Genomic DNA, 25,003 nt, shown 5'->3' with positions numbered 1-25,003 from the left:
ATGGCATCGACTGGATTACACTGGTCCAAAGAAGTAACGGCATCGTGAGCAGGCTCGCTCCCACCTGTTCGTTATCAAACATCAGCCCTGTCATGACATTCCCCGCTACAATCTCGACGCGATTTTCACCACTCGCCTCGTATAATCCCGATATTCCCGGCTTGTAAGAAAAACTACCCCTATCCGTAGTCTTACGCGAAGTCATCCGCACAGGTCTGCTGAGTCGGGCCGTCACCACAGGTGCTTTCCATGGATTTCAACCCGATCGACATTGTCCTGCATCTCGACGTCTACCTCGACATGCTTGTAACCAACTACGGGGCATGGATCTACGCCATTCTGTTCATGGTGATCTTTTGTGAAACCGGCCTTGTGGTCATGCCCTTCCTGCCGGGCGACTCCCTGCTGTTCATCGCTGGCGCCGTGGCGGCCGGTGGCGGCATGGATCCGGTACTGCTCGCCGGCCTGCTGATGCTGGCGGCGATCCTGGGCGACAGTACCAACTACATCATCGGACGAACGGCAGGTGAAAAGCTGTTCAGCAATCCGGACTCGAAGATCTTCCGTCGTGACTACCTGCAACAAACCCACGACTTCTACGACAAGCACGGCGGCAAAACCGTGACCCTGGCGCGCTTCCTGCCGATCATCCGTACTTTTGCACCGTTCGTCGCCGGCGTGGGGAGAATGCCTTATCCGCGTTTCTTTGCCTTCAGCGTGCTGGGCACCATCCTATGGGTCGGCGGCCTGGTGACGCTCGGTTACTTCTTCGGCAACGTGCCGTTCATCAAGAAGAACCTGTCGCTACTGGTAGTCGGCATCATCCTGCTCTCGCTGGTGCCGATGATCATTGGCATGGTGCGTAACCGCCTTGCCGGTTCGAATTCCAAAGCCGAATCGCGCTGACACGATGTGGTCCCTGAGCGCCTGGCGTCGCCGGCGCACCCTGGCAAAACACCCGATTGCCGACGACATGTGGCAACGGGTGCGCCATCACTTGAGTTTTCTCGACGGCATCAGCGCCGCCGAAGACCAATGGCTGCGCGAAGCCTGCGTACTGTTCCTCGAAGACAAGCACCTGAGCGCCCTGCCCGGCGTCGAACTGCATCAGGAACAACGCTTGCTGCTCGCCGCCCAGGCGCAATTGCCACTTCTGCACCTCGGCGACCTGAACTGGTATCAGGGCTTCCACGAAATCATCCTCTACCCAGACGACTTCCTCAGCCCCCAGCGCCATCGCGATGCCAGCGGTGTCGAGCACGAATGGGACGGTGAGCACAGCGGTGAAGCCTGGCAGCAAGGCCCGATCATCCTCGCCTGGCCCGGCGTAATGGCCAGTGGAGGCTGGGAAGGCTACAACCTGGTGATCCACGAACTGGCGCACAAGCTCGACATGCTCAACGGCGTCGCCAACGGCCTGCCGCCGCTGCATGCCGACATGCGCGTCAGCGACTGGGCCAACGTCATGCAAGAGGCCTACGACGACCTAGACCGGCAACTGGAACGCAATCCCGATGCCGAAACCGCCATCGATCCGTATGCCGCAGAAAATCCTGCCGAGTTCTTCGCCGTCACCAGCGAATACTTCTTCAGCGCCCCGGATTTGCTGCACGAGGCTTATCCACAGGTGTACCAGCAGTTGAAGCTGTTCTATCGCCAGGATCCGCTGGCGAGGTTGAAGCAACTTCAGGCGCATGACCCTGTCTATCAGGCACACCAGTGAGCGCCATACGACTTCTGGTCCATGGCGTCGACACAGGAATATGCCTATAATCGCCGCCACTTTTTGGTCAATCCGGCCAAGTGTTTTTGGTCAACTAACGGGGGCAACGCCCAATGAGCTACAGCAAGATTCCGGCTGGCAAAGACCTGCCGAACGACATCTACGTCGCGATCGAGATCCCGGCCAACCACGCGCCGATCAAATACGAAATCGACAAAGACAGCGATTGCCTGTTCGTTGACCGTTTCATGGCCACCCCAATGTTCTACCCGGCCAACTACGGTTACATCCCGAACACCCTGGCTGACGACGGTGATCCCCTCGACGTGCTGGTCGTAACCCCTTACCCGGTTGCTCCAGGTTCGGTAATCCGCGCCCGTCCGGTCGGCATCCTGAACATGACCGACGACGGCGGCGGCGATGCCAAAGTCATCGCAGTCCCACACGACAAGCTGTCCCAGCTGTACGTCGACGTGAAGGAATACACCGACCTGCCAGCGCTGCTGATCCAGCAGATCGAGCACTTCTTCGCGAACTACAAAGATCTCGAAAAAGGCAAATGGGTGAAGATCGAAGGCTGGGCCGGCGCAGACGCCGCCCGCGAAGCGATCACCAAGTCGGTTGCTGCCTACAAAGGCTAAGCCCGGCTGCAGGCTTTTAGCTGCAAGTGGCAAGAAAAACCCCGGATGATCCGGGGTTTTTTGTGGGTGCCAGATAAGCACACCAAACACTACGTTTAAACAGGCCTTCCCATGGTTTTTGTCTGTTTAAAATTCCCCAAGTGCGTCTTACATCCGGTCGTAAATTTCCCGCGAAATTTGAACGAGGCGTTTATTCAAACCCTTGTTAGCCGCCAGTAGACTCGCGTTCATGAAAAAGAACACTAGCGGCCCACGCTTCAAAGCGCTCCTCGAAGCAGCGAACATCACGACCACCGGATTTGCCGAATTCCTGGATACGGCTCCGCAAAATGTACATAACTGGTACACCCGCGGTGTGCCTGCCCATTGCATGGAAGAAGTCGCCAGAAAACTCTCCGTCAGCAGCGACTGGCTGAAAACCGGCGAAGGCTCGAAAGACGCCCAACACCTGCGCCTGCTCGACGAGTCCGGCAACACCTTCGATGCCCAGACCATCCGCGGTGTCTACACGGTCATAGAGCCTGTCGACGTCGAACTGCCATTCCTCAAAGAAGCTGTCACCGCCCCGGGATCCAACAAAACCCATGTCATAGAAGATCCCGGGAAATCCATCCGCCTGCCCCGCAGCCACCTCGACTCCTTGGAAATCAACCACGCCGACGCCATCTGCACCCTGATGAGCGGCAATAGCATGGGTGAGAAAATTGAAGACGGTTCGACCCTGGCGATTGACCGTGGCCTGACCCAAATTGTCGATGGCGAGATCTACGCCATCGAACACGACGGCATGCTGCGCATCAAGTACCTGCACCGACTACCGGGCAACTCCCTGCGACTTCGTAGCCACAACCGCGCCGAATACCCGGATGAAATCTTCAGGGCCGCACAGATCGAAGAGCAGAACATCAGGGTGCTGGGCTGGGTGTTCTGGTGGTCGACCCTGAACAAACGACGGCCGACGGTGCCCTTTCTTTAAGCGCTCCGGAACACCCATCGGCCACCCACCCGAGTGGCCAAAGGCTCTGCCCGGCACTTCCCGCTGGGAATTTCCGTCAAACCTGCGTATGCTGCGCCCCACATTTGTGCATCGACCCGCCCTGCGGCTCAGATGCACTGGCCTGGCAGATGACTTTCTCACCAGGTCCCACAGCCGGACGCAAGATCCGGGTGTACGTTTTGAAGGCTGGCGCGGTTTACCAAAAATGATCCAAGCCAGTCCCCGAGAAGCCGGCCACAAGCCGGCTTTTTAATGCCTGAAAAAAGTTAACTGCCCAGAACCTGCATTTGTCTCAGCAGCGCTATCACTTCCCCCTCACGGATAACTAAACCCTTTCACCAACGTCAACTCCCCCACCGCACGCATCGGCACCAGGAACGTCTCCATCTTCTCGCTCGGCGTGCCTTCCTCGGTAATCACCGTTACCTGCGCGGTAGTCAGCGCTTGCACCGCATCTTCCTGCCCCTCCTCATCACTGCTGTACCCGCCACCGAAGTAGTTCACGTAGACCAGATATTGCCCCTTGATCGGCGCAGGCATGGCGAAGATTTCCGGGCCGTAGCCGGTGGTGACGTCGACGTCGAGCGCTGCGCCGTTGGGGACGACGCGGTCGCCGTACCAGATGTGCGCGCCGTCGGGGGTGATCAGGTGGAGGTCAAGGTCGGTGCCGTCGCTGTCCCAGGCCAGCAATACGCGCAATTTGGCCGGGGTCGCCCCGCCGCTGCTGTTGAGAAATTGCGTGCGCTGACGTTGTTGGCCATCAGGGCTGCGAACCTCGACGCTGTTGCTGCCGTTGGGGAATGAGAACGGGCGATCGAAGCGCCCGGCCGGGTCGATTTTCAGCGGCATGCTGACCCCGTTGACGATCAGTCGGCCGGGCTCTGTGGATTTGGCTGTAGCTTTGATCTGCCCGCTGATGCGAGCCGTGTTGGCCTGCCCTGTCGGGGTATTCACCGATGAGGCCGGGTAGTTGACGGTCTGCCGGAAGTTTTCCCCTTCGCCCTCAGGCGCGCCGGTGCGCCAGCCGCCTGCGGGGATGTCGAGTTTGACGCTGTCAGCCGCCATCACCGATGGCAACGCCACCAGCGAACAGAGCAACAGCAAGACCTGTGGATAACGGAGTTTCATGGTCTATTCCAGCAAGAGGTGGCGGGCGAGCCCTTCGATGTAGGTTTCATCCTGGCCATTGGGGTGTGCTTCGAAGGCCAGGTGCAGGTATTCGTGGGTCAGGTCGAGGCGGTCTTGCAGTGTCTGCGCGCCACGCACGTAGATACGCTGGCGTTCGCGGTCGACATAGGGGCGGCCGAATGCCAGACGGCATACGGCGAAGGTGCTGACTTCGTTGTAGCCGGTTTCGCTTTCAAGTTTTTGGCGCCAGCCGCGCCGTTGTTTCTGCAGCCATTCTTGTGCAGCGGGCAACGCTTCGCAGGAGGCGACCGGGTTGTCCCAGCGACTGAGACTGGCGCGTGGGTAGGCGTGCAGCAGGATGGCGTCGTAGCGCTGGCCGGCACGGGCCTGTTCGACGGCTTGCTGCCAGGACAGTTTGTCCGGACCGGGTTGATCGGAATGGTAGGTGATGGTGCTGCCGGCCAGCACCAGGTCGCTGGTCCAGGCGGCGATGTCGCGAGACTCGGACGACGCCGGACGCGGTGCGACCCGCTGACGACTGCTGCTGTCGTCGATGCTCAGGCAGTCACCGCTGCGCGTGGCGTTTTGCAGCAGGTAAGTGCGGATGGCCACGGCCAGGGCTTTGGCGGCTTCGACCGGTTCGGTACTGGCTTCGCGCTGGAGCACACGGGCAACGTACTCTTCGCGATTCAGACGAGCCACGAGCTTGTCGCTCAGCAGAAACAGTTCACCGTCGCTGTGGATATCCAGCGCATTACCGTTGGCGAATTCGACGCGGTAGTCACCCTGCAATGCCCCGGAAGTCACTGCGGTGCCCCCTGACAGCACGCGCCGAAGTGGATAGCGAGAGAACAGGTCGACCTCTACGCACTGCCCTGCATCCACAGGCCATGCAACAGGAATCACGGTAGACAGTGCCTGCGCGTAATCACGCAGTACCCGTTGACTGGTACCGCGCCCGCCGGCCCAGACCGGTGTACCATCCGCCGTCCAACCGGCAAACCCACCCTGTCGCGATGTTGCATCCTGATCCGCCAGCCAGCTCCAGGTCTTCACCCGCAGACGGCTTCCGAGTTCGCCGACGACATGGCCATCGGCGGCATTGAGCATCACATCGAGCAACACACGCCGGGCTTGATCCTGCGCCGGCAGCACGGCCAACATCTTCAACAGTTCCGCCACCGAAACCCGGGTGGACGGTTGCAACGAAGGCAAATCCAGCAGCCATTGCGGCACCTGCCGCGTCTGCCAATAGGCTCGCCAGTCGGCATCGCTGATGCCCAACCGCGCGGGTTCGAAATACAGACCACATGACTTCACCAACGCCTGATCACGCTCGATCCTGCCGCCCGCCGTGCAGCAATAAACCTCTTCCTTCGACTGGCCCCGGCATTCATAAGCCGGCTCACGCGCGCCGGTGTCCACCAACCAGGCGTAGACGAACAACTTCCATACACTGCCCAGTGGCGACTGCAACGTCTGCGGCAACGGCTCGCGGGTGATCACCTGCGTTCGACTCAACGACAACAAATCGCCCTTGAAGGCCAGGCGCAAAGGTTCGTCCTGCGCCGTTGCCAGCACAGGGATCAAACACAACAACCAAGCTGTCAGCCGCCTGTGCACGTCAGTGAACCGTGACCTGGCCAAGGGCTGCCTTTTGTTCCATCGCCTGATGCTGCGGCGCATAAACCTGAGTGAAACGCACCGGCGGCAAGTTGAACTGCCCTTTCTGCGAGAAACGCACCAAATGCCGCAGGCGCAATTCACCACTCAAGGCATCGACCGGAATGGCGTAAGCCATTTGCCCCGGTTCGAAACGCGCCTTCTCCAGCGACGTCGGCTCGGTGCCGGCCTTGCCCATGAGTTTGATGCCCCAGGTCGTGCGCTCGACATCGGCGCCCGGTGGCAGCGGCACTTCCAGCATCCCGTAACGCAACGGTCTGGCGGCTTGGCTGGTGACGATCACCTCATCGAGATAGAGGTTGTCGCTGGACAGTGGCGCGTTGCCGACCGCTTCAAGTTTGAAGGTGAAAGCCGCATCCCCCGGCACCAATCGCGACAGGCGACGGGTGATGGTCACGGCCATCGGATCGACTGCCGGCTGTTGGCTGCGGTAACTCAATGCAGCGCGCAGCGGACGCTCTTGCGCACCGGTCAGCGTCAATACTGTCGGCACTGGCGCAGCCCCCTGCCACGTCCAATACATCTCCCCAGAAACCCCGTACTGTTTCTTCCAGCCCTCACCCGGCGCCAATGCAATGGTGGGCGATGCCTGCTCGATGCTGCGTTGCAGCCAGGTCAACGCCAACGCACGTTCCAGGGTCGATTGCTGAGGCAGCAAACGTTGCAGCAAGGCCTGGGCGTGAGCCTGATCGAAGGGTTGCAGCGACAGGTTCAGCGCTTCGGCAAACGGCTGGGAACTGACCGCCAGACGTTGCTGCGCGTCGGCCAGTTGCCGATTGAACGCGTCCGGTAAAGCGACCTTCGCTTGCCTGGCCAACGATGCCGTCAGCACGCGTGCAGCCGCCAGCCCCAAGGCTGAATCCGGATCACTCATGACGAGGCTGTCTTCGCCGTTCTCCATCAGGTTCGCCGCGGTGCCCTCGCCCGCTTTCGCCAGGTCGTCCATCAAGCCACTGAGCAAGGTGTTGACCGGCAACTGCATCTGTTTGGCGAACGACAGGATCAGCGCCCGCTGCAACAACGGCGTGTTCTTCGCCTGTTTGGCGTAGACCTCCAGCACCCGCTGCCAATGCTCCGGCGGCAGGCTCAGTTCCAGCACCTGGCTGGCGTGCCAGTCGGCGTAATAGGCGTAGGCGGTGAGGAATGCATCCGGTTCGCCATCCATGCCCCACCAGGTGAAGCTCGCCGAAGGGCCGGCCATTTGTACCAGACGCAAGCGACTGTTTTGCATGATCAGACGCAGGCGATCACGGATCTGCGGATTCGCCGCCAGCGTCGGGTAGGCAATGCTCAATGGCAGCAGGCCGCTGGCGGTCTGCTCGACGCCACCGTAGGGGTAGCTCAACAGATCGTCGAGTGCAGAACGGAACAACGCTTGCGGACTGTCGTCCAGACGCAGGCGGATATCACTGGCGTCTGTCGGCAACGTCAGCGGCGTATCGCCCTCACCCACATCAAGGCTCTGGGTTTGAGTCACCTGCCAGCCTTCACCGGTCGCACTCAGGCGCACCGCCAGGGCATCAGCGATTTTGCCATCCTGCATCAGCTCGGCGCTCCACTCGCCATTGACCAGTTCAAAGGTCGGCAACGGGATGTAGTTGATGCCACTGTTCAGAGTTACAGGCACGCGCTGTTCGTTGCCGGCGTAACGGGTCACCAGTTCGGCCTTGACCGGTTTCTCGGCCTGACTGAAGGCGAACACACCGAGGTCCGGTTTGTCACCGGCGCGGAATCGGGTCGGCCCGCTCCACTTCAGGTACAGCGGTTTTTCCGAGCGTACGAACTGCTTCTTCTGCCCGACCTGACCGCCATCGGCGATGGCCCTGGCGGTGATGCGCCAGCGGGTCAGGGAGTCGGGCATCTTGAAGGTGAAGCGGGTTTTGCCGTTGGCATCGGTCAGCAATTCAGGTTGCCACGCCGCCGTGTCAACGTCTTCGCGACGCGGCCGTTCCAGCACTTTCACGCCGCGCTCACTGCGATTGGCCTTGCCCGGTGCGCCGGGGCTGCCCGGCAAGGCGACGTCATAACTGATGAACGACAAACTGGCGCTGGTGCGCACGTTGTTGCGCCGTGGGTGATAGAAGAACTGGTCGATGCTCGGCGCGACTTCCGGTTGCAGGGCGTAGACCATTTCATCGACCACGCTGACCGTCAGGTGCGCGGGGATCGCTTTGCCGGCGAACCGGGTGGTCAGGTCCACCGAGACGGTTTCACCCGGCAGGTAGGTTTCTTTGTCGGTGGCGATTGCCACGTCGATCTGTGGCGTTACCACCTTGATGCCGGCGTTCTGGAAACTGTATTGGCCACCCTTGGTGTACAACACCGAGAAGGTCAGGTTCGGCGCGAAACCGTCTTTCACCGGGATGCGCGCGCGGTATTGGGTATCGCTGAGTTTTTCCATCGTCAGCCAGTCGCCGCCCTTTGAAAGCAGCGCAGTGGCTTCGACCTTGTCGCGTTCCAGAGATAACAGCGCATCGCTCACTGGCTCGGGGAAAGTGATCAGCGCCAGCGCTTCATCGCCTGCGATGTACTCGGGCTTGTCGAGGACGATTTCCACGGTGCCGGGTACAGCTTTGACACCTTCGCCGGTCACCGAATGGCCAGTGGCGCCGACCGCCCGGCCATGATCATCCTTGAGCGTCAGGTTGTAGGTGCCTGGGTGGTCAAAGGCCAGGGTGAAACCTTTGTCGGTTGCCGCGAGCTTGCCTTCGCCGGTGCTCTGGTCCTCCAAACGCACCCAGCCATAGCTGCCTGGCGTAACGGCATCGGCTTGCTCGCCTTCGCGGGCGTAGCTGAAGGCAACCTTGTCACCCACCGCGCTGAAGCGTTGAGGCGCGCTCAAGCGGAAATTCGCCGCGCCACGGTCGATGAGGATTTCCTTGGTGGTCTTGACCCGATACGCCGCACCGTCGCTGGCAAATACCGTGAGCATGTAGCGACTGGGCTTGTCCGCTGCCGGCAAGTCGAGGGACGCGCTGCCCTTGGCGTCGGTGGTCAATTCGGTGCTGGTCAGTTCCACCGGAAATTGCCCGAGGTATTGCAGTTCGTTGTCGACCATCGACAGCTGTTGGGCGCGCAGGCTCAGGCTCAATTTCGCATTGGCCACCGGTTTTCCGTCCGGGTACAGCAGCACCAGGTTGCCCTTGACCGCTTCGCCAGTACGGTAATCCTGCTTGGCCAGGTTGAGTGAAATCTCGAAGTGCGGCTTGATGTATTCAGCCACGCGGAAGGCGCTGCTGTAAGCCTGATCCTTGTAGTTGAAACGCAGTTCATAGCCACCAGCCACAGCGTTATCGGGCAACTGGAATCGGCCCTGGGTGCCAGCCTTGGAATCGAGCTTCAGATCGAGGGATTGCAGCGCCGTGCCGGTCGCATCCAGCACGGTCACATTGACGTCGGCCGCGCTTGGCTGCACCGAGTCCCGCGCGTTCTTGAACTCCCGCCCGACGATTTTCAGCGACACCCAATCCCCCGGTCGATACAGCGGCCGGTCGGTGAAGGCATAGAGTTTGGTGTCGTAGATTTCGCTGTCGTAGTAGAAATTCTCGGAGACGAACACCCCGCCCTCTTCGTCTTCGCCGATCACGAACGAACGCTCAGGGCTGACGTGTTTCAAGCGCAGCAAGCCGTCGGTATCGGTGGCGCCGCTGCTCATTACGCCCAGGCCATCGGTCCACAGCACATTGACCTTCGGCACCGAACTGCCTTCGTGTTTGCGCGCGGCCCACACCAGCAACTCGTCACCGGCGATCTTGCTCACCGCCACGGTGTTGGAGACGAACACCATGGTGGTGGCGCGGTACTTGCCGATCAGCGCTTCCACCAGATAAAGACCCGGCTTGAGATTGCCCAACGGGATGTACACGTTGCCCGGCGCGACGCTGACGAACTCGCTGGAAGAACCGGCCAGGTTCACCCCCGCAGGTGGCTGGATCGGCTTGGCCTGCCACAACGGATAACGGAACTGGCTGACCACCGGCAAACCCGGTATCAGTGCAAATTGCGGCTGCGCATCGTAGGGCGTTGGCGCGGCCATCGCGTTGCCCATCTTCAGTTCCGGCACTTCCTCGGTGACTTGTTTACGCGACTCGTAGGAAAACGCCCGCTGCATCACCCGACGGGATTTGCGATACCAGTTGTCCCACAGGTACGCGAGGGTATTGGACAGCCCCTCCCCCTTGAACTGGCCATCGCTGACCACCCGATGAAGGTTCTTCTGGCGCTTGAGGAAGTCCAGCGGCTTGTCGATGCGATACACCCGAATATCGGCGCCGCCGTAGGGTTCCATGCGAAACCGGCGATAGTCGCGACCCGGCGCTTCAAGGCGCACCATCGCCTGTTCATCGCTGGCAAAGCTGCTGTCGGCCAGCAGGAAAAAACTCTCGCCGGCCACTGGCGCATAGCCGCTGGCCGGGACCGAGTCTTCGGCGTTTACCGCCGAGAACGGCAGCACCAATACCAACATCAAAGACAGAAAACGCAGCATGCGGGCACCGGTCATTGGGAAAGAAAATTCAGTCGATAGACGCCGATGAAGTTGGGGTTGGCTGCGTCGGGTATCCATCGGGTGTCCTTCCATGTCATGAGTTGCTGCAGGCTTGCCGAACGCATGCCGTTGTCGGTGGGGGTGCTGGTGCCGGTGTGATAGGCGATGTAACGGCCCATCCAGATCATCAGGTGCTGGTCGTCGCCCTGGTCGAAAAACATCAGGTCGCCAGGGCGCGCTTGAGACACATCGCGGCTGACCAGATGGCTGTTGAACTGGATCAATTTGATCGCATTGACGTATGGCCCGACCTTGCCGCCGCCCTGCTGCCATTGCTGGGCAAGACCGCGCTGGGCGTCGCTCAATTGCAGTTCCGGCGGCAGGTAACGATTGGACAGGCCATTGCTGCGCAGCCATTTGTCGTCATGGACTTTCAGCGCTTCGTTAGCGGCGAAGCGCACCAGCCCGGCACAGTCTTGTTGATACCAGCGCGGGCTCGGGCCCTGGCTCAGTTGCTCCTGGGCAATGCGCACGAACCATGCACGAAACACCTGGGATTGCTGTGGGTCGAGCGACGGTGCCTCGACAGCGCGGGCACCCGCGCTCAGCAACAACGCCAGCAGGCCGAGACTTCGGATCAATGCCGTCACAGGGCTTTCCACTCCAGCGGCAGCCACTGCCAGTGGCCGTCTGGCTCGCTGCCTTCGGGCAAGGTCAGGGCGTATTTGCCGTAGCCGCCGAGCTTGCGCAGTTTCGGGATCAGCCAGGTTTGCGCGGCGTTATAGAACACCGGTTCCATGTCCTGGGGCAGGCTGTCGAGGGTTTCCTGCTGCATCAGTTGGGCCATGGAGTCCGGGCCGAAATAGACCGGCATCAGCAGGTCTTTCGGTACCACGTCGGCCATCGGCGGGAAGCGTTTGTCGAGGGTGCCAAGAGCCTTGTCCACCAACTTGTCATCGAGGGAAAAAAGCAACGTCGAACCATGCCGCGCCAGGCTGACTTTCATGAACGCCTTGCCGGTGATGGCATCGGGGTCTTGAGCTTCCTTGGCCGCATAGGAACCGAAACTGGAGCTGACCTGGCGTTGCCACTGGTGGCTCTGGCCTGCCTGTTTCTCCATCACCGGGAAGGCGCCATCCTCGACCTTGCTCTCGTAGGCACCGACCATCGAGCCAAACAGGCTGCCCAAATCCCCATCGAGTTTGCCGCTGTCATCATCGTTGAGGCTGGCCACCAGCAAGGGCGTGTACAACCGCGAATCGGCATACCAGCACAGGCCTGCCGCGCCGGCCATGTGTTCGGTCAATGCCTGGGCCACCTTCTCCTGCGCACCGAGTTTCACCAGCAGCGGTGTCTGTTGTTCGGCTGCCAGCGGCAACGCCACGCAAGCGCTGGCGCCCATGGGCATGGCTTGCCAGATCGGTTTGAAATCGAAGTCTGCCTGATTCTCCAGTTCATCCATGGCCAGGAAGCTGTGCCAGCCCTTGTCGTCCATGTCAAAACGCAGGCCGGCGAAGTTAGGGATGAAACGCTGGTAACCCATGGCCAGCACGCTGGCATTCACCGACAGGCGTTGTTTCACTTGCGGCTCACGAGGTGCCAGGCCGAAGGCTTCGGGAAACAGTTTGTCGCCATTGAGCAGCGCAGCAATGGCCGTGGTCGACACGCTGCCCGATTCTTCCGTTGCGCCACTTTGCGGGTCGTAGAGTTTCGCCGGATTGGACAACACCACCAGTTTGTCGCCATGGGACGCGAACAGCAGCGCCTTGCTCGCGTTGTAGTTGAGTTGATAGAGCGCCACGTCGTCGGTACCGACCTTCACGTCGGCGACCTTGCTCAGCTGCGAGTCGTCCAGTGCCACTTTGGCCAGCGGCTCCAACACCTTGGCCAGCCCGCCGCGATCCATCACCAGCAGGAAATCCTTGAGCCGCCCATCCGCCCCGCGCCACAACGCTACATCGGCAGGCTGATCGAACAACTGCTCGATCAAGGTGTCCTGCAGTTTCAGGTCGTGTTCGTAGATGATCCGCCGCAAGCTGCCGATCAAGCCCAAGCGATCGGCGTGGGTTTCGTAATAGAAGACGAAATCTTCGGTCAGGGTTTCCTTGAGGAACGGCACCGCCAGCAAGTCCTTGGGCAACTGGCTCAGGGAGTGGGTTTCCAATAGGCCATCCGGGCGGCTCATGCCCAGTTTGTCACTGGCCAACACGGGGGCCGGGGCCTTGGGCTTGTGCATGAACCACCCCAACCCACCGGCCACGACAACGACCAGGCATATCCCGATCAGCAGCGTCGGCCAATGCAGGGGAGGTTTGGCCGCGGGTGCGCCAGCGGCCGGAGTAACAGTGCTATCACTCATGTTCACAAAACCCGAATTTCATCCGTGGAGCGGGGATGCTTAGTAGTTGAATGTCTTGACCAGCAGCAGGTCGCCGATTGCGCGCAGGGGCACGATGAACGTCTCGCGTTTTTCATCGACGGTGTTTTCGTTGAGCACCAGGTTGATCTGCGAGGTAATCACCTCGTTCTGGTTGCTGGTCTCATCGAAGTTATAGCCGCCGCTGCCGAAGTTGCCCCAATAGTTCACGTAAACCAGATAGGTGCCACGCAGCGGTGCGGTCATGGTGAACATTTCCGGACCCGGGCCATCGACGCCGTCGGGGTCGAGGCCGCCACCATTGGTCAAGGCCGAATGCGCCCAGAAGGCATGCTGGCCATCAGGCGTGACAATATGCAGGTCGAGTTCGGCTTTCGGATCGTCCCAACCCAGCACCACGCGAATCCGCGCCGGGGTGCGCAGGTTGTTGGCTTCATAGAATTGAACACGCTTGAGAGACTGGCCTTCGGCGCTGCGCACTTCGACACTGTTGGAACCGGCGCCAAACGCATAGGGTCGGGCGAAACGCCCTTGTTCGTCGGTATAGAGATTCAGCGGATTGCCGTTGACCGCCAACGTGTGCGGCCCGCGCTGAGTGCCGAGGGCCTTGAGCTGGCCTTCGATCATCGTGCGATTGCGCTGCACGCCCCGATCAATCGGCGGCGTGGGATAGGCGACTTGCGGGTTTTCCGTGCGGTCCAGCAACCCGTTGAAGCGCCAGCCGCCCACCGGTTCCGACAACTCGGCATCCGGCGCGGCCAGAATCACGGGCACGATAGCCAACCCGATCAGCAGCAAAAGAAATGAGCGCATGCGACGCCTCCTGCCATGCATGACGAAACCTTGCGCCTGATCCTGAGCGCATTACAGATGTGGATACTGCGTTTCGTCTGAAAGACCCGTGATTGCCGAGTCGAATATGACGCGAAGGTTAGACGTGCAGGTGTTTTTTAACAATCGGGCGCATCTGGATTTGCGGGAGGAATCACAGCGCTGGGTGGACGGTGAGCCGAAAAGCATCTTCCACCCTGTAGGAGCGAGCTTGCTCGCGATGAACGCAAGGGCACCGCGTCAAATCAGACAGTACGCGTCATCGTTAACGACCATCGCGAGCAAGCTCGCTCCTACAGGAATGGGCAGCACCAAATCCCCCGCTCATTTGCCCATACCCCCCCTATCTGCTAGTGTCGCGCCGGTTTAACGTCAACCGGAAATCGCCGCCATGGCCCGCAAAAAAGCTGCACTGGATTTCGAACAATCCCTCGCCGACCTGCAAACGCTGGTGGAGCGCCTGGAGAATGGCGAATTGTCGCTGGAGGACTCGCTGGCCGCTTTCGAGCAAGGCATCGGTCTGACTCGCGATTGCCAGGCGGCGCTGGCCCAGGCCGAGCAAAAGGTTCAGGTGCTGCTCGAGCGTGATGGCGAGTTGGCCGAGGAACCCTTCGACGCGGATCAGCCAGAATGATTGCAGCGTACTCGGCCACCAGCCAGGCCCGCGTCAATGCAGCGCTGGAAACCCTGTTCACCGCACCGAGCCCCGAGCTGGCGCGGCTGTACGAAGCCATGCGCTACAGCGTGATGAATGGCGGCAAACGCGTGCGTCCACTGTTGGCCTACGCCGCGTGCGAGGCGTTGGGCGGTAAGGCCGAGCAAGCCAACGGTGCGGCCTGTGCGGTGGAATTGATCCACGCTTACTCGCTGGTGCATGACGATTTGCCAGCAATGGACGATGACGATCTGCGCCGCGGCCAGCCAACTACCCACAAGAAATTCGATGAAGCCTGCGCGATCCTCGCCGGCGACGGCTTGCAGAGCCTGGCTTTCAGCGCCCTGCTCGATCCACGCCTGAGCGCGTCGGATGCCGAAATCCGCCTGCAAATGGTCAGTGCCCTGGCGTTGGCGGCAGGCCCGGCGGGCATGGTTGGCGGTCAGGCCATCGACCTCGGCTCGGTCGGTCTGAAGCTCGACCAGAAAGCCCTGGAGTACATGCACCGGCACAAGACCGGCGCGCTGATCGAGGCCAGCGTCAAACTCGGCGCCCTGGCCAGCGGCCGTGCCGAGAAAGACGAACTCAAGTCCCTGCAGACTTATGCACAGGCCATCGGTCTGGCATTCCAGGTGCAAGACGACATTCTCGACGTCGAAAGCGATACCGAAACCCTCGGCAAACGGCAGGGTGCCGACATTGCCCGGGACAAACCGACCTACCCGTCCCTGCTCGGCCTCGACGCCGCCAAGGCCTATGCCCTGGAGCTGCGCGACCAGGCCCTGCACGCACTGCGACCGTTTGACGCAGCGGCCGAGCCGTTGCGTGATCTGGCCCGGTATATCGTCGATCGCCGCAGCTGACGGCGAATCCGCCAAAAAAGACCAACGCGTGGGCAGGGGACGATGCATCAGGTAAACTGCCGCATCTTTTATACCTATAACGATTCGCCTGATGCCCACGACGTTTCATGAGATTCCCCGCAAGCGCCCGACCACGCCCCTGCTCGACCGCGCGAACACGCCGGACGGCCTGCGCCGGTTAGGCGAAGCCGAGCTGGAAACCCTGGCCGATGAGTTGCGCCTGGAATTGCTCTACACGGTCGGCCAGACCGGTGGGCATTTCGGTGCCGGCCTGGGCGTGATCGAGCTGACCATCGCGCTGCATTACGTCTTCGATACCCCGGACGACCGGCTGGTGTGGGACGTGGGTCATCAGGCTTATCCACACAAGATCCTCACCGGTCGTCGCGAGCGCATGGGCACCCTGCGCCAGAAGGACGGCGTCGCCGCCTTCCCGCGCCGCTCCGAGAGCGAGTACGACACCTTTGGCGTCGGCCACTCCAGCACCTCGATCAGTGCCGCGCTGGGTATGGCGATTGCCGCCCGCCTGCAAAACAGCGAGCGCAAGGCGATCGCAGTGATCGGCGACGGCGCGTTGACCGCGGGCATGGCGTTCGAGGCGCTGAACCATGCGCCGGAAGTGGACGCCAACATGCTGGTGATCCTCAACGACAACGACATGTCGATCTCGCGCAACGTCGGTGGCTTGTCGAACTACCTGGCGAAGATCCTTTCCAGCCGCACCTACGCGAGCATGCGCGAAGGCAGCAAGAAAGTGCTGTCGCGCCTGCCCGGTGCCTGGGAAATCGCTCGCCGGACCGAAGAATATGCCAAAGGCATGCTGGTTCCCGGCACGCTGTTCGAAGAACTGGGCTGGAACTACATCGGCCCCATCGATGGCCACGACCTGCCGACCCTGATCGCCACCCTGCGCAACATGCGCGATCTGAAAGGCCCGCAGTTCCTGCACGTCGTCACCAAGAAAGGCAAAGGCTTCGCTCCGGCGGAAGTCGACCCGATCGGTTACCACGCCATCACCAAACTCGAACCGCTGGACGCCCCGGCCGCCGCGCCGAAAAAGGCCAGCGGGCCCAAGTACTCCGGTGTGTTCGGCGAGTGGCTGTGCGATATGGCGGCGGCCGATCCGCGTCTGGTCGGGATTACCCCGGCGATGAAGGAAGGCTCGGACCTGGTCGCTTTCAGCGAACGCTTCCCGCTGCGCTACTTCGACGTCGCCATTGCCGAGCAGCACGCCGTCACTCTCGCGGCCGGCATGGCCTGCGAAGGCGCCAAACCCGTGGTGGCCATCTACTCGACCTTCCTGCAACGCGGCTACGACCAGTTGGTGCATGACGTCGCGGTGCAGAACCTCGACGTGCTGTTCGCCATCGACCGCGCAGGCCTGGTCGGCGAAGACGGCCCGACCCACGCCGGCAGCTTCGATTTGTCGTTCCTGCGCTGCATCCCCGGCATGCTGGTGATGACCCCGAGCGATGAAAACGAGCTGCGCAAGATGCTCACCACCGGCCACCTGTACGAAGGCCCGGCGGCGGTGCGTTACCCACGCGGCAACGGCCCGAACGCGACCATCGAGAAAGACCTCGAACCGATCGAGATCGGCAAGGGCGTAGTCCGCCGCCAGGGCAGCAAAGTCGCCCTGCTGGTGTTCGGTGTGCAACTGGCCGAAGCCCTGAAAGTCGCCGAGACGCTGGACGCGACCGTGGTCGACATGCGTTTCGTCAAGCCGCTGGATGAAGAACTGGTTCGCGAAATCGCTGGCAGCCACGAGCTACTGGTCACCGTCGAAGAAAACGCGATCATGGGCGGTGCCGGTGGCGCGGTCAGCGAATTCCTCGCCCGCGAAAACATCCTCAAGTCGATGCTGCACCTGGGCTTGCCGGACATTTACGTCGAACACGCCAAGCCTGCGCAAATGCTGGCTGAGTGCGGGCTGGATGAAGCCGGGATCGAGGCTTCGATCCGCGAGCGCCTGCAACTGCTGAACATCTAAACGCAAAACCCTGTGGGAGCGAGCTTGCTCGCGATGGCGGACTGTCAGTCGACTCAGATGCTGACTGATACACCGCTATCGCGAGCAAGCTCGCTCCCACAGTGGTTTTCAGCGCCTATCAAAACTGTATTCGCCTCAAAGCACCAACGGACTACCCATGAAACTCTCTCCCTTCGCCCTGACGCTGACCCTGCTGCCGGCCGGTCAATTGCTGGCCGACACCTTCGAACGCGACCAGGCCCTGAAGCTGCCCGACGTGTTGATCAGCGCCAACCGCCAGGTCGAAGCGCGCAATGACAGCAGCGCCGCCAACACCGTGTTCACCCGCGACGACATCGATCGCCTGCAACCCGATAGCGTCACTGACCTGTTGCGTCGGGTACCGGGTGTGCAAGTCTCGCAGTCCGGCGGGCGCGGCAGCATTCCGGGGGTCTACATCCGCGGCACCCAGTCGGCCCAGAGCCTGGTGCTGGTGGATGGCCAACGCATCGGCAGTTCGACCTCCGGCGACAGCAACCTGCAACACATCAATATCGAACAGGTCGAGCGCGTGGAGGTGCTGCGCGGCTCCCGCTCGGTGATTTACGGCAGCGATGCGATTGGCGGGGTGATCCAGATCTTCACCCGCCGCGGCGGTCAACAAGGCCTGCAACCGCGCATGCACACCGGTTTTGGCAGTAATCAGACTTGGGAGCGCAGCCTTGGCCTGTCTGGTGGTGATGAGCGAACCCGCTTCAACCTTGGCGCCAGCCTCGATGAAACCGCCGGAATCAATCGCACCCACGAGTCGTATCCCAGTGATGGCGATCACGACGCCTACCGCAACAAATCCCTCAGCCTGAGCCTGAGTCACACCCTGACGGAAGACGTCGAAGTCGGCGCCAACGTGCTGGATAACCGTGGCAAGAGCGAGTTTGATAGTCCGTTCGGCCGTTACGATTACGTGACGGACAAGTCCTATCAACAGCAGCCCTACAACGACTTCAATGTGAGCAGCGCCAGCAGCTACATTGATGCACAGATCAATGAGGTATGGAAAACCCGCGTCGAACTCGGTCACAGCGAAAACCGCGAGACAACCCTCGACAAGCTCAGCGATGAGCGCAGTGTTTTCAATACTTACCGCGACTCGGTCACCTGGCAGAACGATCTGACGCTCAACGAGCGCAACAGCCTGATGCTCGGTGGCGACTGGTACGAAGACCGGATCAACAGCACCACAGCGTTCGACGAAGACAGCCGCTGGAACCGCGCCGTGTTTATCCAGCATCGCTTTCAGGCCGACAGTTTCTCTACGGAGTTGGGTCTGCGTCACGACGATAACCAGCAGTTCGGCAGCCAGAACACCTGGAGCGGCACCTTCACCCTGCCGCTGACCCCGGACAACGAAGTGCTGCTGACCTATAGCGAAGGCTTCCGCGCGCCGACGTTCAACGATCTGTATTACCCGGATTTCAGCAACCCGGATTTGAAACCCGAAACATCCAAGAGCTATGAGCTGCAATGGCGCAGCCAATTGACCGAGAGCAGTCGCCTGGAGACGTCGCTGTATCGCACCGACCTTGAAGACGCGATCATTTTCGGCAGCAACTCACGCCCCGAAAATGTTGCCTCGGCACGGATCAACGGCTTCGAAGCAGCGCTGAAGCAGGAACTGTTCGGCTGGCAGAGCAACCTTGGCGTGGCGATCATCGACCCACGCGACCGTGATACGGGCCACACCCTGGCCCGTCGTGCGCGGCGCACCTTGAGCCTGGACCTGGACCGACAGTTCGATCGCCTGGGCCTCGGCGCCAGCTGGCAAGCAGTCAGCAGCAGCTATGACGACTTGAACAATCAACAACCGTTGGGTGGTTATGCCCTGTTGGGGTTGCGCAGCAGTTGGGAGCTCAATCGTGAAATCCAGCTGGAGCTGAAGGTCGATAACCTGCTGGACAAGGGTTACAGCCGGGCCCTGTACAGCTACCAAGGTAGCCAGTATGGGTATCGCGAGGAAGGTCGGGCGTGGATGTTCGGGGTGACGTGGACACCAGAGTTCTAAAGCCAGACTCGATCATTTGTGGCGAGGGGGCTTGCCCCCGTTGGGCTGCGAAGCAGCCCCAAAATCCTACACCCCTATTTCTCAGGTACATCGCATTAATCTGATTGCGGGTGCTGCGCACCCGAACGGGGGCAAGCCCCCTCGCCACAGGGCGCAATCAAATGACAAAGCTTTGCCGTTGCCTCGATCATCTGCCCACTCGGCCGCTCCAGGCCCTTGTCCGTCACCAGGCGCAATTGCCCTTGTGATACCGCCGCCACCTGTGGCCAGGCTTTCCACGCATCAAGCTGCGCCTGATCGCTGGCCAGAATCACCTCGGGATTACGCTGCAACACCGCCTCCACACTGACTTGCGGTGCCGGCAGCTTCAGGTCGGCAAACACGTTTTGCGCACCGCAGGCCTCCAGCGCATCGCTGATGATCTGCTCGCCGCCAACCGTATACAGCGGCCGATCCCAGACCTGATAGAACACTCGTAACGGCTTGTCCCGGCGATAGCGCTGGCGCAATTCATCCAGCCGCTGGCGTAGATCGCTGGCCAATGAAATTCCGCGTTCAGGCCGATCGAGCTGAGCAGCAATGGCTTCGATCTGCGCCGTGAGCTGGTCCAGGCTGCGGGGTTCGGCGACGTAGGTGGGAATATTCAGTCGCTTGAGCTGGTCACGCTGGGCCGGGCCGACACTACCGGGCCATAGCAGCAACAGATCGGGCTTCAGGCTGAGCAAGCGCTCCATGTCCAGCTGGCCATAGCGGCCAACGGAGGGCAGGTCCTTGAGTTCGGCAGGTCGCTCACCGGCGTCCAGCACACCGACCAGGAGGTCGGCGGAGCCCAGTTCAACGACGATTTCAGAGAGCGACGGTGCGAGGCTGACAACCCGTTCGACCGCAACGGCCGAGCCACTGGCGGCCAGCAGCAACACCGCCAGCCAGAGCGCGCGCATCAACCGAGTTGACGCGGAATACGGTAGAGGTAGAACAACACGGCGGTCGACAGTGCCAGCAGCATCAGCGGCACGGCTTCGAGACCGACGAACACCGCCAGGGCAGCGATCCAGGCCGGCAGCCCGGCGGCCAGGAATGCCGGGCGCCGCTTGGCTGCCAGACTGATCCAGGCAGCAGGTTCTTCAGAGGTATCGAGGGCTTTCTGGGTGGCGATCAGTGCGTGTTTGTAGGCGCCGAAAAACTTCAGGCTGACAAACATCGAAGCAACTCCGGCGATGAACAACGGCATCGCCAGCACCGGCAGAATGGCTTCGCTCTGGCCGAACACCGCGTTGATCACAAACAGGGGCAACAAGGCCAGTGCCAGGTATTGCCACCAGTTGACGGACAGTCGCCGCCGCACCTGACCACGGGTCACGCCCGGTCTACCTCGCCCTGATGCTCATTGCCCATCATATGATCGAGCTTGCTGGCCTTGGTCGCCAGGTAGAGTCGGTTATGCGGGTTGTGGCCGGTGTGCAGCGGCACGCGCTCGGCGACCACGATACCCATGTCGGTCAAGGCTTTGACCTTGCGCGGGTTGTTGGTCATCAGGCGCAGTGACTTCACGCCCAGGTGCTCCAGCATCGGCAGGCACATGGCGTAGTCACGCTGGTCGGCGGCAAAGCCCAGGCGTTCGTTGGCTTCAACGGTGTCGGCGCCACCGTCCTGCAGCTCATAGGCGCGGATCTTGTTCAGCAGACCAATGCCCCGGCCTTCCTGTCGTAGGTAGAGCAATACGCCACGACCTTCGCGGGCGATGGCTTGCAAGGCGGCCTCCAGTTGCGAGCCGCAGTCGCAACGCTGGCTGAACAGGGCATCGCCCGTCAGGCATTCGGAGTGCAACCGGCCGAGTACCGGGGCACCATCGTCGAATTCACCCAGGCTCAGCACAACGTGCTCGCGGCCGGTGGCTTCATCGAGAAAGCCATGCATGGTGAATTGCGCAAAAGGCGTTGGCAGCTTGGAAGCGGCGACAAAAACGACAGGCACCGGTGTGCTCCTGATCTAAAAGTCTGAAGATTCGCAGAGCCGGCATTGTAACAGCAGGTTCCGGAGGACGCTTAGGCTGAATTATCGGCGATAACTATCAAAATGTTTGATATACGCCCTGAAGACACTCCCACAAGGTTCAGTATCAGTCCTTGAATCGGGGTCAATTATCTTCAAACGGATAAGGCTGTTTCCAGCGTTCAAAAATCGGTTTCAACTCGCCGCTTTTCACCAGTTGCTCCATGCGCTGGTCGAACAGGGCCATTAACGTGCGTGCCTTCGGGGTCTTGGCAAAACACAGGTACAGCGGCAACTCGGCGATATGGGTGCGCCGCAGTTGGGACGGATCCTTGGCGCGCTTGATGACGTCATCGACTTCGGTCAGGGCATCGATGTAAAAGTCGGCACGATTGTGGATCAGCATCGACTCGATGCCGGTACGCCGCTGCACTTCGTCGAAGTGGCGCACATTGGGCAAGTAATCCTGGTAGTCGTAGCCGCGAACCCAAGCCAGTCGATAATTGCCCAGGGTTTGCGGGGTGGGTACCGGACTGCTGACCAGGCCCAGGGCATAGATGTGATCGGTGTCGAAGTTCCAATGGGGATAGAGCACACCCTCAGAATCGTCACGATAGGAGCCGACGCAGGCATCGACCTCGCCACGTTCGGCCAGGCCCAGCGAACGTACGTAGGGCTCGGTGCGGATGTCGACCTTGACGCCCGCCGGCTCGAACACTTGCCGTAGCACGTCCCAACCCAGTCCATGACCGTCAGCGGCGGTGTAGCCTTCCCACTCTTCGCTGGCCAGATGAATCACCGACGGCGGCGTAGCCCCCCCTCCTCCCGCCTGAACACAAGAGCAAAACATCGCGAACGCCATCACCATCAATCCGCGTACAGTCATCCCCCGCTTCCCCCGATAAACAGCTCTCATGATCAACGCCTGGAAATCCCCGGTCAGGCGAAAAACCACACCAATCCCTGCATCGCCAACCAGGCGAACACCCCGGCCAGGACATCATCGAGCATGATGCCGACGCCGCCATGTACGTGCCGGTCAATCCAGCGAATCGGCCATGGCTTGAGAATGTCGAAGAAGCGGAACATCAGGAAACCCGCCAGCAACCACTGCCAGCCCTCCGGCACCAGCCACAGGGTGATCCACATCCCGACCATTTCGTCCCAGACGATGCCTTCATGATCGTGTACCCGCAAATCGTCGGCCACTTTGCCGCACAGCCAGAAGCCGAACAGCATGGTGATGCCCAGCATCAGCCAGTAACCCCAGTCGGGCAGCATCTGCCACAACGGAATAAAGGGCAGCGCAACCAACGACCCCCAAGTGCCGGGCGCCTTTGGCAAGGTGCCCGAGCCAAAGCCGAACGCCAGGAAATGCCATGGATTACGCCAGACCGACGGCGGTACGAATTCCGCCGGGACCTGTTTGGGATGATCTGTCACGGTGACTCCCGAAAATGTTGATAACCCCGGGTTTGCGGGGTGATGTCTTTGCCATCGGCGTCCAGCAGCTTCACGCCCTGCCCCGTCACCACTTGACCAATCACATGGATCGGCCAGCCATCGGCCAGCAATAGCGGCAACTCGACGGACGGTAAGGTGAAGGCCAGGACGTAGTCGTCGCCGCCGCTCAGGGCCGCAACCTGTGCGTCCGATTGGCCAAGAAAGTCGACCAGGCTCTGCGACAGTGGCAAACGATCCCGCTCGACTTCGATACCGACCTTCGACGCCAGCGCGATATGCCCGCAATCAGCAAGCAGGCCGTCGGAGATATCCATCGCCGAAGTGGCCTTGCCCCGTAGCGCCTGACCCAAACCGAGCTGCGGTTGCGGCGACCAGTAATGCGCCAGCAACGGCTCGGCAATGCGCGCTTCGGCCGTGCGCTGGCCGAGCACCAAGGGCAAGGCACCGGCGGCATTGCCCAGGTTGCCGCCGACACACAGCAGGTCGCCCGGTTGCGCACCGCTGCGGGTCAGCGCCTGACCGGCCGGCACGCGCCCGAACACGGTCATGGTCAGGCTCAGCGGCCCGCGGGTCGTGTCACCGCCCACCAGCGCCACGCCGCAGCTTTGCGCCATCTGGTTCAAACCACGGGCATAGGCTTGCAGCCAATCGGCGGTCACCGTCGGCAAGGTCAGGGCAAGGGTAAAGGCAATCGGGGTGGCGCCCATGGCGGCCAGGTCGCTGACGGCCACGGCCAGCGAGCGCTGACCGAGCAGAAACGGATCGCAGGGATCGGCGAAATGCACGCCGGCCACCAACGTATCGGTAGAAATCGCCATCTGCTCCCCGGAGGGAACAGCCAGCAAGGCGCAGTCATCGCCAATCCCGAGGGCAACGCCTTCGCCGCCCTGCGCACAAGGCGCGGCGGCGAAGAAATTGCGGATCAGCTCAAACTCGCCCATCAGGTATCCTGTCTCACCAATACTGTTCATTTTTTAGCGGCGTCTGGTGTCGCCATACTGCGTTGCCGCTCCTCGCCATAGCACGCTATGACTCGTCGCGGCGCCTTGTCTGGCAACACCAGCCACTCGCTAAAAAACGAACGTATCGGCGAGACAGGACACTGTCCAAACGCCAATCAGCGCTTGAACGCCTTCACTTCAGCTTCACGCAGACGCGGGGCCAACTTGTCGAGCACACCGTTGACGAACTTGTGGCCGTCGGTGGAACCGAAGACCTTGGCCAGTTCGATACCCTCGTTGATCACAACGCGGTACGGCACGTCGACGCGCTTGAGCAGTTCCCAGGTCGACAGGCGCAGAACGGCCAGTTCAACCGGGTCCAGCTCTTCGATGGTCAAGTCCAGGCATGGCGTGAGCGCGGTGTCGATTTCGGTCTTGAACTGCGGAACCCCGTGCAGGATTTCGCGGAAGTACGCGCCGTCGACATCGCTGAAATCGTTATCGACCCGGAACTGCGCTTCGATCTCGTTCAGCGACTGCTTGGCCATGTGCCATTGGTACAGGGCCTGGGTCGCGAGCTGACGGGCTTCGCGGCGCTTGGCGCTTTTCGATGGCTTGCCGGCATCCGCAGGCTTTGGATCGCGCGGGTTGAAACGATCGCTTTCGTCGCTAATCACTTGGCCTCCAACTGCGCCAGCAGGCTGACCATTTCCAGAGCGGACAGGGCAGCTTCAGCACCTTTGTTGCCGGCCTTGGTGCCGGAACGTTCGATGGCTTGCTCGATGGAATCAACGGTCAGGACGCCGAAAGCGACCGGAACGCCGAACTCCATGGACACCTGGGCCAGGCCCTTGGTGCACTCGCCAGCCACGTATTCGAAGTGCGGAGTGCCGCCACGAATGACCGCGCCCAGGGCGATGATTGCCGCGAATTCGCCTTTCTGGGCGACTTTCTGCGCAACCAGCGGAATTTCGAAGGCGCCAGGTGCGCGGATGATGGTGATGTCGCTTTCGCTCACGCCGTGGCGAACCAGGGCATCAACTGCACCGCTGACCAGGCTTTCAACGACGAAGCTGTTGAAACGGCCCACTACCAGAGCGTAGCGGCCTTTAGGGGCGATGAAGGTACCTTCGATGGTCTTCAGGGTCATTCGTTAGATCTCTTAAAGAGCCGGGACGCGTCTTCTACGCG

Annotated in this window: 22 protein-coding genes; 8 read left to right on the top strand and 14 right to left on the bottom strand. The window is 61.0% G+C overall.

All coding sequences use genetic code 11. The features are described 5' to 3' along the window. The first annotated feature begins 249 nt into the window (after positions 1–249). The 4 genes from AC1Q6Y_RS13550 (at position 250) to AC1Q6Y_RS13535 (ending at position 3,340) form a co-directional block, all read left to right on the top strand. Entirely contained in the window at positions 250–906 is a 657-nt protein-coding gene (locus tag AC1Q6Y_RS13550; protein WP_090451611.1) for a DedA family protein, read from the top strand. A 4-nt stretch (positions 907–910) separates the two neighbouring features. After that, positions 911–1,723: a M90 family metallopeptidase gene (locus AC1Q6Y_RS13545; RefSeq protein WP_090451613.1), complete on the top strand. Its 813-nt coding sequence runs from the start codon at positions 911–913 to the stop codon at positions 1,721–1,723. Between the two features lie 113 nt (positions 1,724–1,836). Next, complete coding sequence (gene ppa / locus AC1Q6Y_RS13540; protein ID WP_007990564.1) at positions 1,837–2,364, top strand: inorganic diphosphatase; 528 nt, start codon at positions 1,837–1,839, stop codon at positions 2,362–2,364. A 229-nt stretch (positions 2,365–2,593) separates the two neighbouring features. Beyond that, positions 2,594–3,340, top strand: coding sequence for a LexA family transcriptional regulator (locus tag AC1Q6Y_RS13535; protein WP_492624682.1), 747 nt, complete (start codon positions 2,594–2,596; stop codon positions 3,338–3,340). A 336-nt stretch (positions 3,341–3,676) separates the two neighbouring features. Here AC1Q6Y_RS13535 and AC1Q6Y_RS13530 read toward each other — a convergent pair whose 3' ends face one another. Genes AC1Q6Y_RS13530 through AC1Q6Y_RS13505 form a run of 6 tightly spaced genes read right to left on the bottom strand, consistent with a single transcriptional unit; the run spans position 3,677 to position 13,848 of the window. Then, positions 3,677–4,489, bottom strand: coding sequence for a YfaP family protein (locus AC1Q6Y_RS13530; protein WP_492624681.1), 813 nt, complete (start codon positions 4,487–4,489; stop codon positions 3,677–3,679). A gap of 3 nt (positions 4,490–4,492) precedes the next feature. Further along, on the bottom strand, positions 4,493–6,112 hold the full coding sequence (locus AC1Q6Y_RS13525) for a DUF2300 domain-containing protein (RefSeq protein WP_492624680.1): 1,620 nt from the start codon (positions 6,110–6,112) through the stop codon (positions 4,493–4,495). Between the two features lies 1 nt (position 6,113). Then, complete coding sequence (locus AC1Q6Y_RS13520; RefSeq protein WP_492624679.1) at positions 6,114–10,673, bottom strand: alpha-2-macroglobulin family protein; 4,560 nt, start codon at positions 10,671–10,673, stop codon at positions 6,114–6,116. Next, positions 10,670–11,308, bottom strand: coding sequence for a DUF1175 domain-containing protein (locus AC1Q6Y_RS13515; protein ID WP_057713137.1), 639 nt, complete (start codon positions 11,306–11,308; stop codon positions 10,670–10,672). Before AC1Q6Y_RS13515 ends, AC1Q6Y_RS13520 begins: the two co-directional genes overlap by 4 nt. Beyond that, positions 11,305–13,017, bottom strand: coding sequence for a DUF2138 domain-containing protein (locus AC1Q6Y_RS13510; protein ID WP_492624678.1), 1,713 nt, complete (start codon positions 13,015–13,017; stop codon positions 11,305–11,307). The genes AC1Q6Y_RS13515 and AC1Q6Y_RS13510 overlap by 4 nt, the downstream gene beginning before the upstream one ends. Positions 13,018–13,056: 39 nt before the next feature. After that, the gene (locus AC1Q6Y_RS13505) at positions 13,057–13,848 is read right to left on the bottom strand and encodes a YfaP family protein (protein ID WP_492624677.1); all 792 of its coding nucleotides are present in this window, start codon (positions 13,846–13,848) and stop codon (positions 13,057–13,059) included. A gap of 409 nt (positions 13,849–14,257) precedes the next feature. Here AC1Q6Y_RS13505 and AC1Q6Y_RS13500 point away from each other — a divergent pair, with 409 nt between their 5' ends. From AC1Q6Y_RS13500 to AC1Q6Y_RS13485, 4 genes are all read left to right on the top strand, one after another. After that, entirely contained in the window at positions 14,258–14,500 is a 243-nt protein-coding gene (locus AC1Q6Y_RS13500) for an exodeoxyribonuclease VII small subunit (protein ID WP_007970180.1), read from the top strand. After that, complete coding sequence (gene ispA / locus AC1Q6Y_RS13495; RefSeq protein ID WP_057713134.1) at positions 14,497–15,384, top strand: (2E,6E)-farnesyl diphosphate synthase; 888 nt, start codon at positions 14,497–14,499, stop codon at positions 15,382–15,384. The genes AC1Q6Y_RS13500 and ispA overlap by 4 nt, the downstream gene beginning before the upstream one ends. Before the next feature lie 91 nt (positions 15,385–15,475). Beyond that, the gene (gene dxs, locus AC1Q6Y_RS13490) at positions 15,476–17,374 is read left to right on the top strand and encodes a 1-deoxy-D-xylulose-5-phosphate synthase (RefSeq protein WP_057713133.1); all 1,899 of its coding nucleotides are present in this window, start codon (positions 15,476–15,478) and stop codon (positions 17,372–17,374) included. A 157-nt stretch (positions 17,375–17,531) separates the two neighbouring features. After that, entirely contained in the window at positions 17,532–19,415 is a 1,884-nt protein-coding gene (locus tag AC1Q6Y_RS13485) for a TonB-dependent receptor domain-containing protein (RefSeq protein WP_492624676.1), read from the top strand. A 95-nt stretch (positions 19,416–19,510) separates the two neighbouring features. Here AC1Q6Y_RS13485 and AC1Q6Y_RS13480 read toward each other — a convergent pair whose 3' ends face one another. The 8 genes from AC1Q6Y_RS13480 to ribH form a co-directional block, all read right to left on the bottom strand. Then, entirely contained in the window at positions 19,511–20,356 is an 846-nt protein-coding gene (locus tag AC1Q6Y_RS13480; protein ID WP_492587838.1) for a cobalamin-binding protein, read from the bottom strand. Then, positions 20,356–20,775, bottom strand: coding sequence for an MFS transporter (locus AC1Q6Y_RS13475; RefSeq protein WP_489339296.1), 420 nt, complete (start codon positions 20,773–20,775; stop codon positions 20,356–20,358). The genes AC1Q6Y_RS13480 and AC1Q6Y_RS13475 overlap by 1 nt, the downstream gene beginning before the upstream one ends. Next, positions 20,772–21,389: a GTP cyclohydrolase II gene (gene ribA, locus AC1Q6Y_RS13470; RefSeq protein WP_008053837.1), complete on the bottom strand. Its 618-nt coding sequence runs from the start codon at positions 21,387–21,389 to the stop codon at positions 20,772–20,774. Before ribA ends, AC1Q6Y_RS13475 begins: the two co-directional genes overlap by 4 nt. A gap of 163 nt (positions 21,390–21,552) precedes the next feature. Next, positions 21,553–22,293 carry a substrate-binding periplasmic protein gene (locus AC1Q6Y_RS13465; RefSeq protein WP_492624675.1) on the bottom strand — a complete coding sequence of 247 codons (741 nt, stop codon included), beginning with the start codon at positions 22,291–22,293 and terminating at the stop codon, positions 21,553–21,555. A 53-nt stretch (positions 22,294–22,346) separates the two neighbouring features. Further along, on the bottom strand, positions 22,347–22,850 hold the full coding sequence (locus tag AC1Q6Y_RS13460; RefSeq protein WP_007970166.1) for a phosphatidylglycerophosphatase A family protein: 504 nt from the start codon (positions 22,848–22,850) through the stop codon (positions 22,347–22,349). Then, complete coding sequence (thiL, locus tag AC1Q6Y_RS13455) at positions 22,847–23,812, bottom strand: thiamine-phosphate kinase (RefSeq protein ID WP_154862096.1); 966 nt, start codon at positions 23,810–23,812, stop codon at positions 22,847–22,849. Before thiL ends, AC1Q6Y_RS13460 begins: the two co-directional genes overlap by 4 nt. A gap of 176 nt (positions 23,813–23,988) precedes the next feature. Beyond that, entirely contained in the window at positions 23,989–24,489 is a 501-nt protein-coding gene (nusB, locus tag AC1Q6Y_RS13450) for a transcription antitermination factor NusB (protein WP_057713127.1), read from the bottom strand. After that, entirely contained in the window at positions 24,486–24,962 is a 477-nt protein-coding gene (ribH, locus tag AC1Q6Y_RS13445; protein WP_003228649.1) for a 6,7-dimethyl-8-ribityllumazine synthase, read from the bottom strand. Before ribH ends, nusB begins: the two co-directional genes overlap by 4 nt. Positions 24,963–25,003: the final 41 nt, after the last annotated feature.

The sequence above is a fragment of the Pseudomonas sp. GW823-FHT06E10 genome (assembly GCF_058794995.1).
The sequence above is the reverse complement of the archived record's forward strand: the minus strand, read 5'-3'. Positions and strand labels throughout refer to the sequence as shown.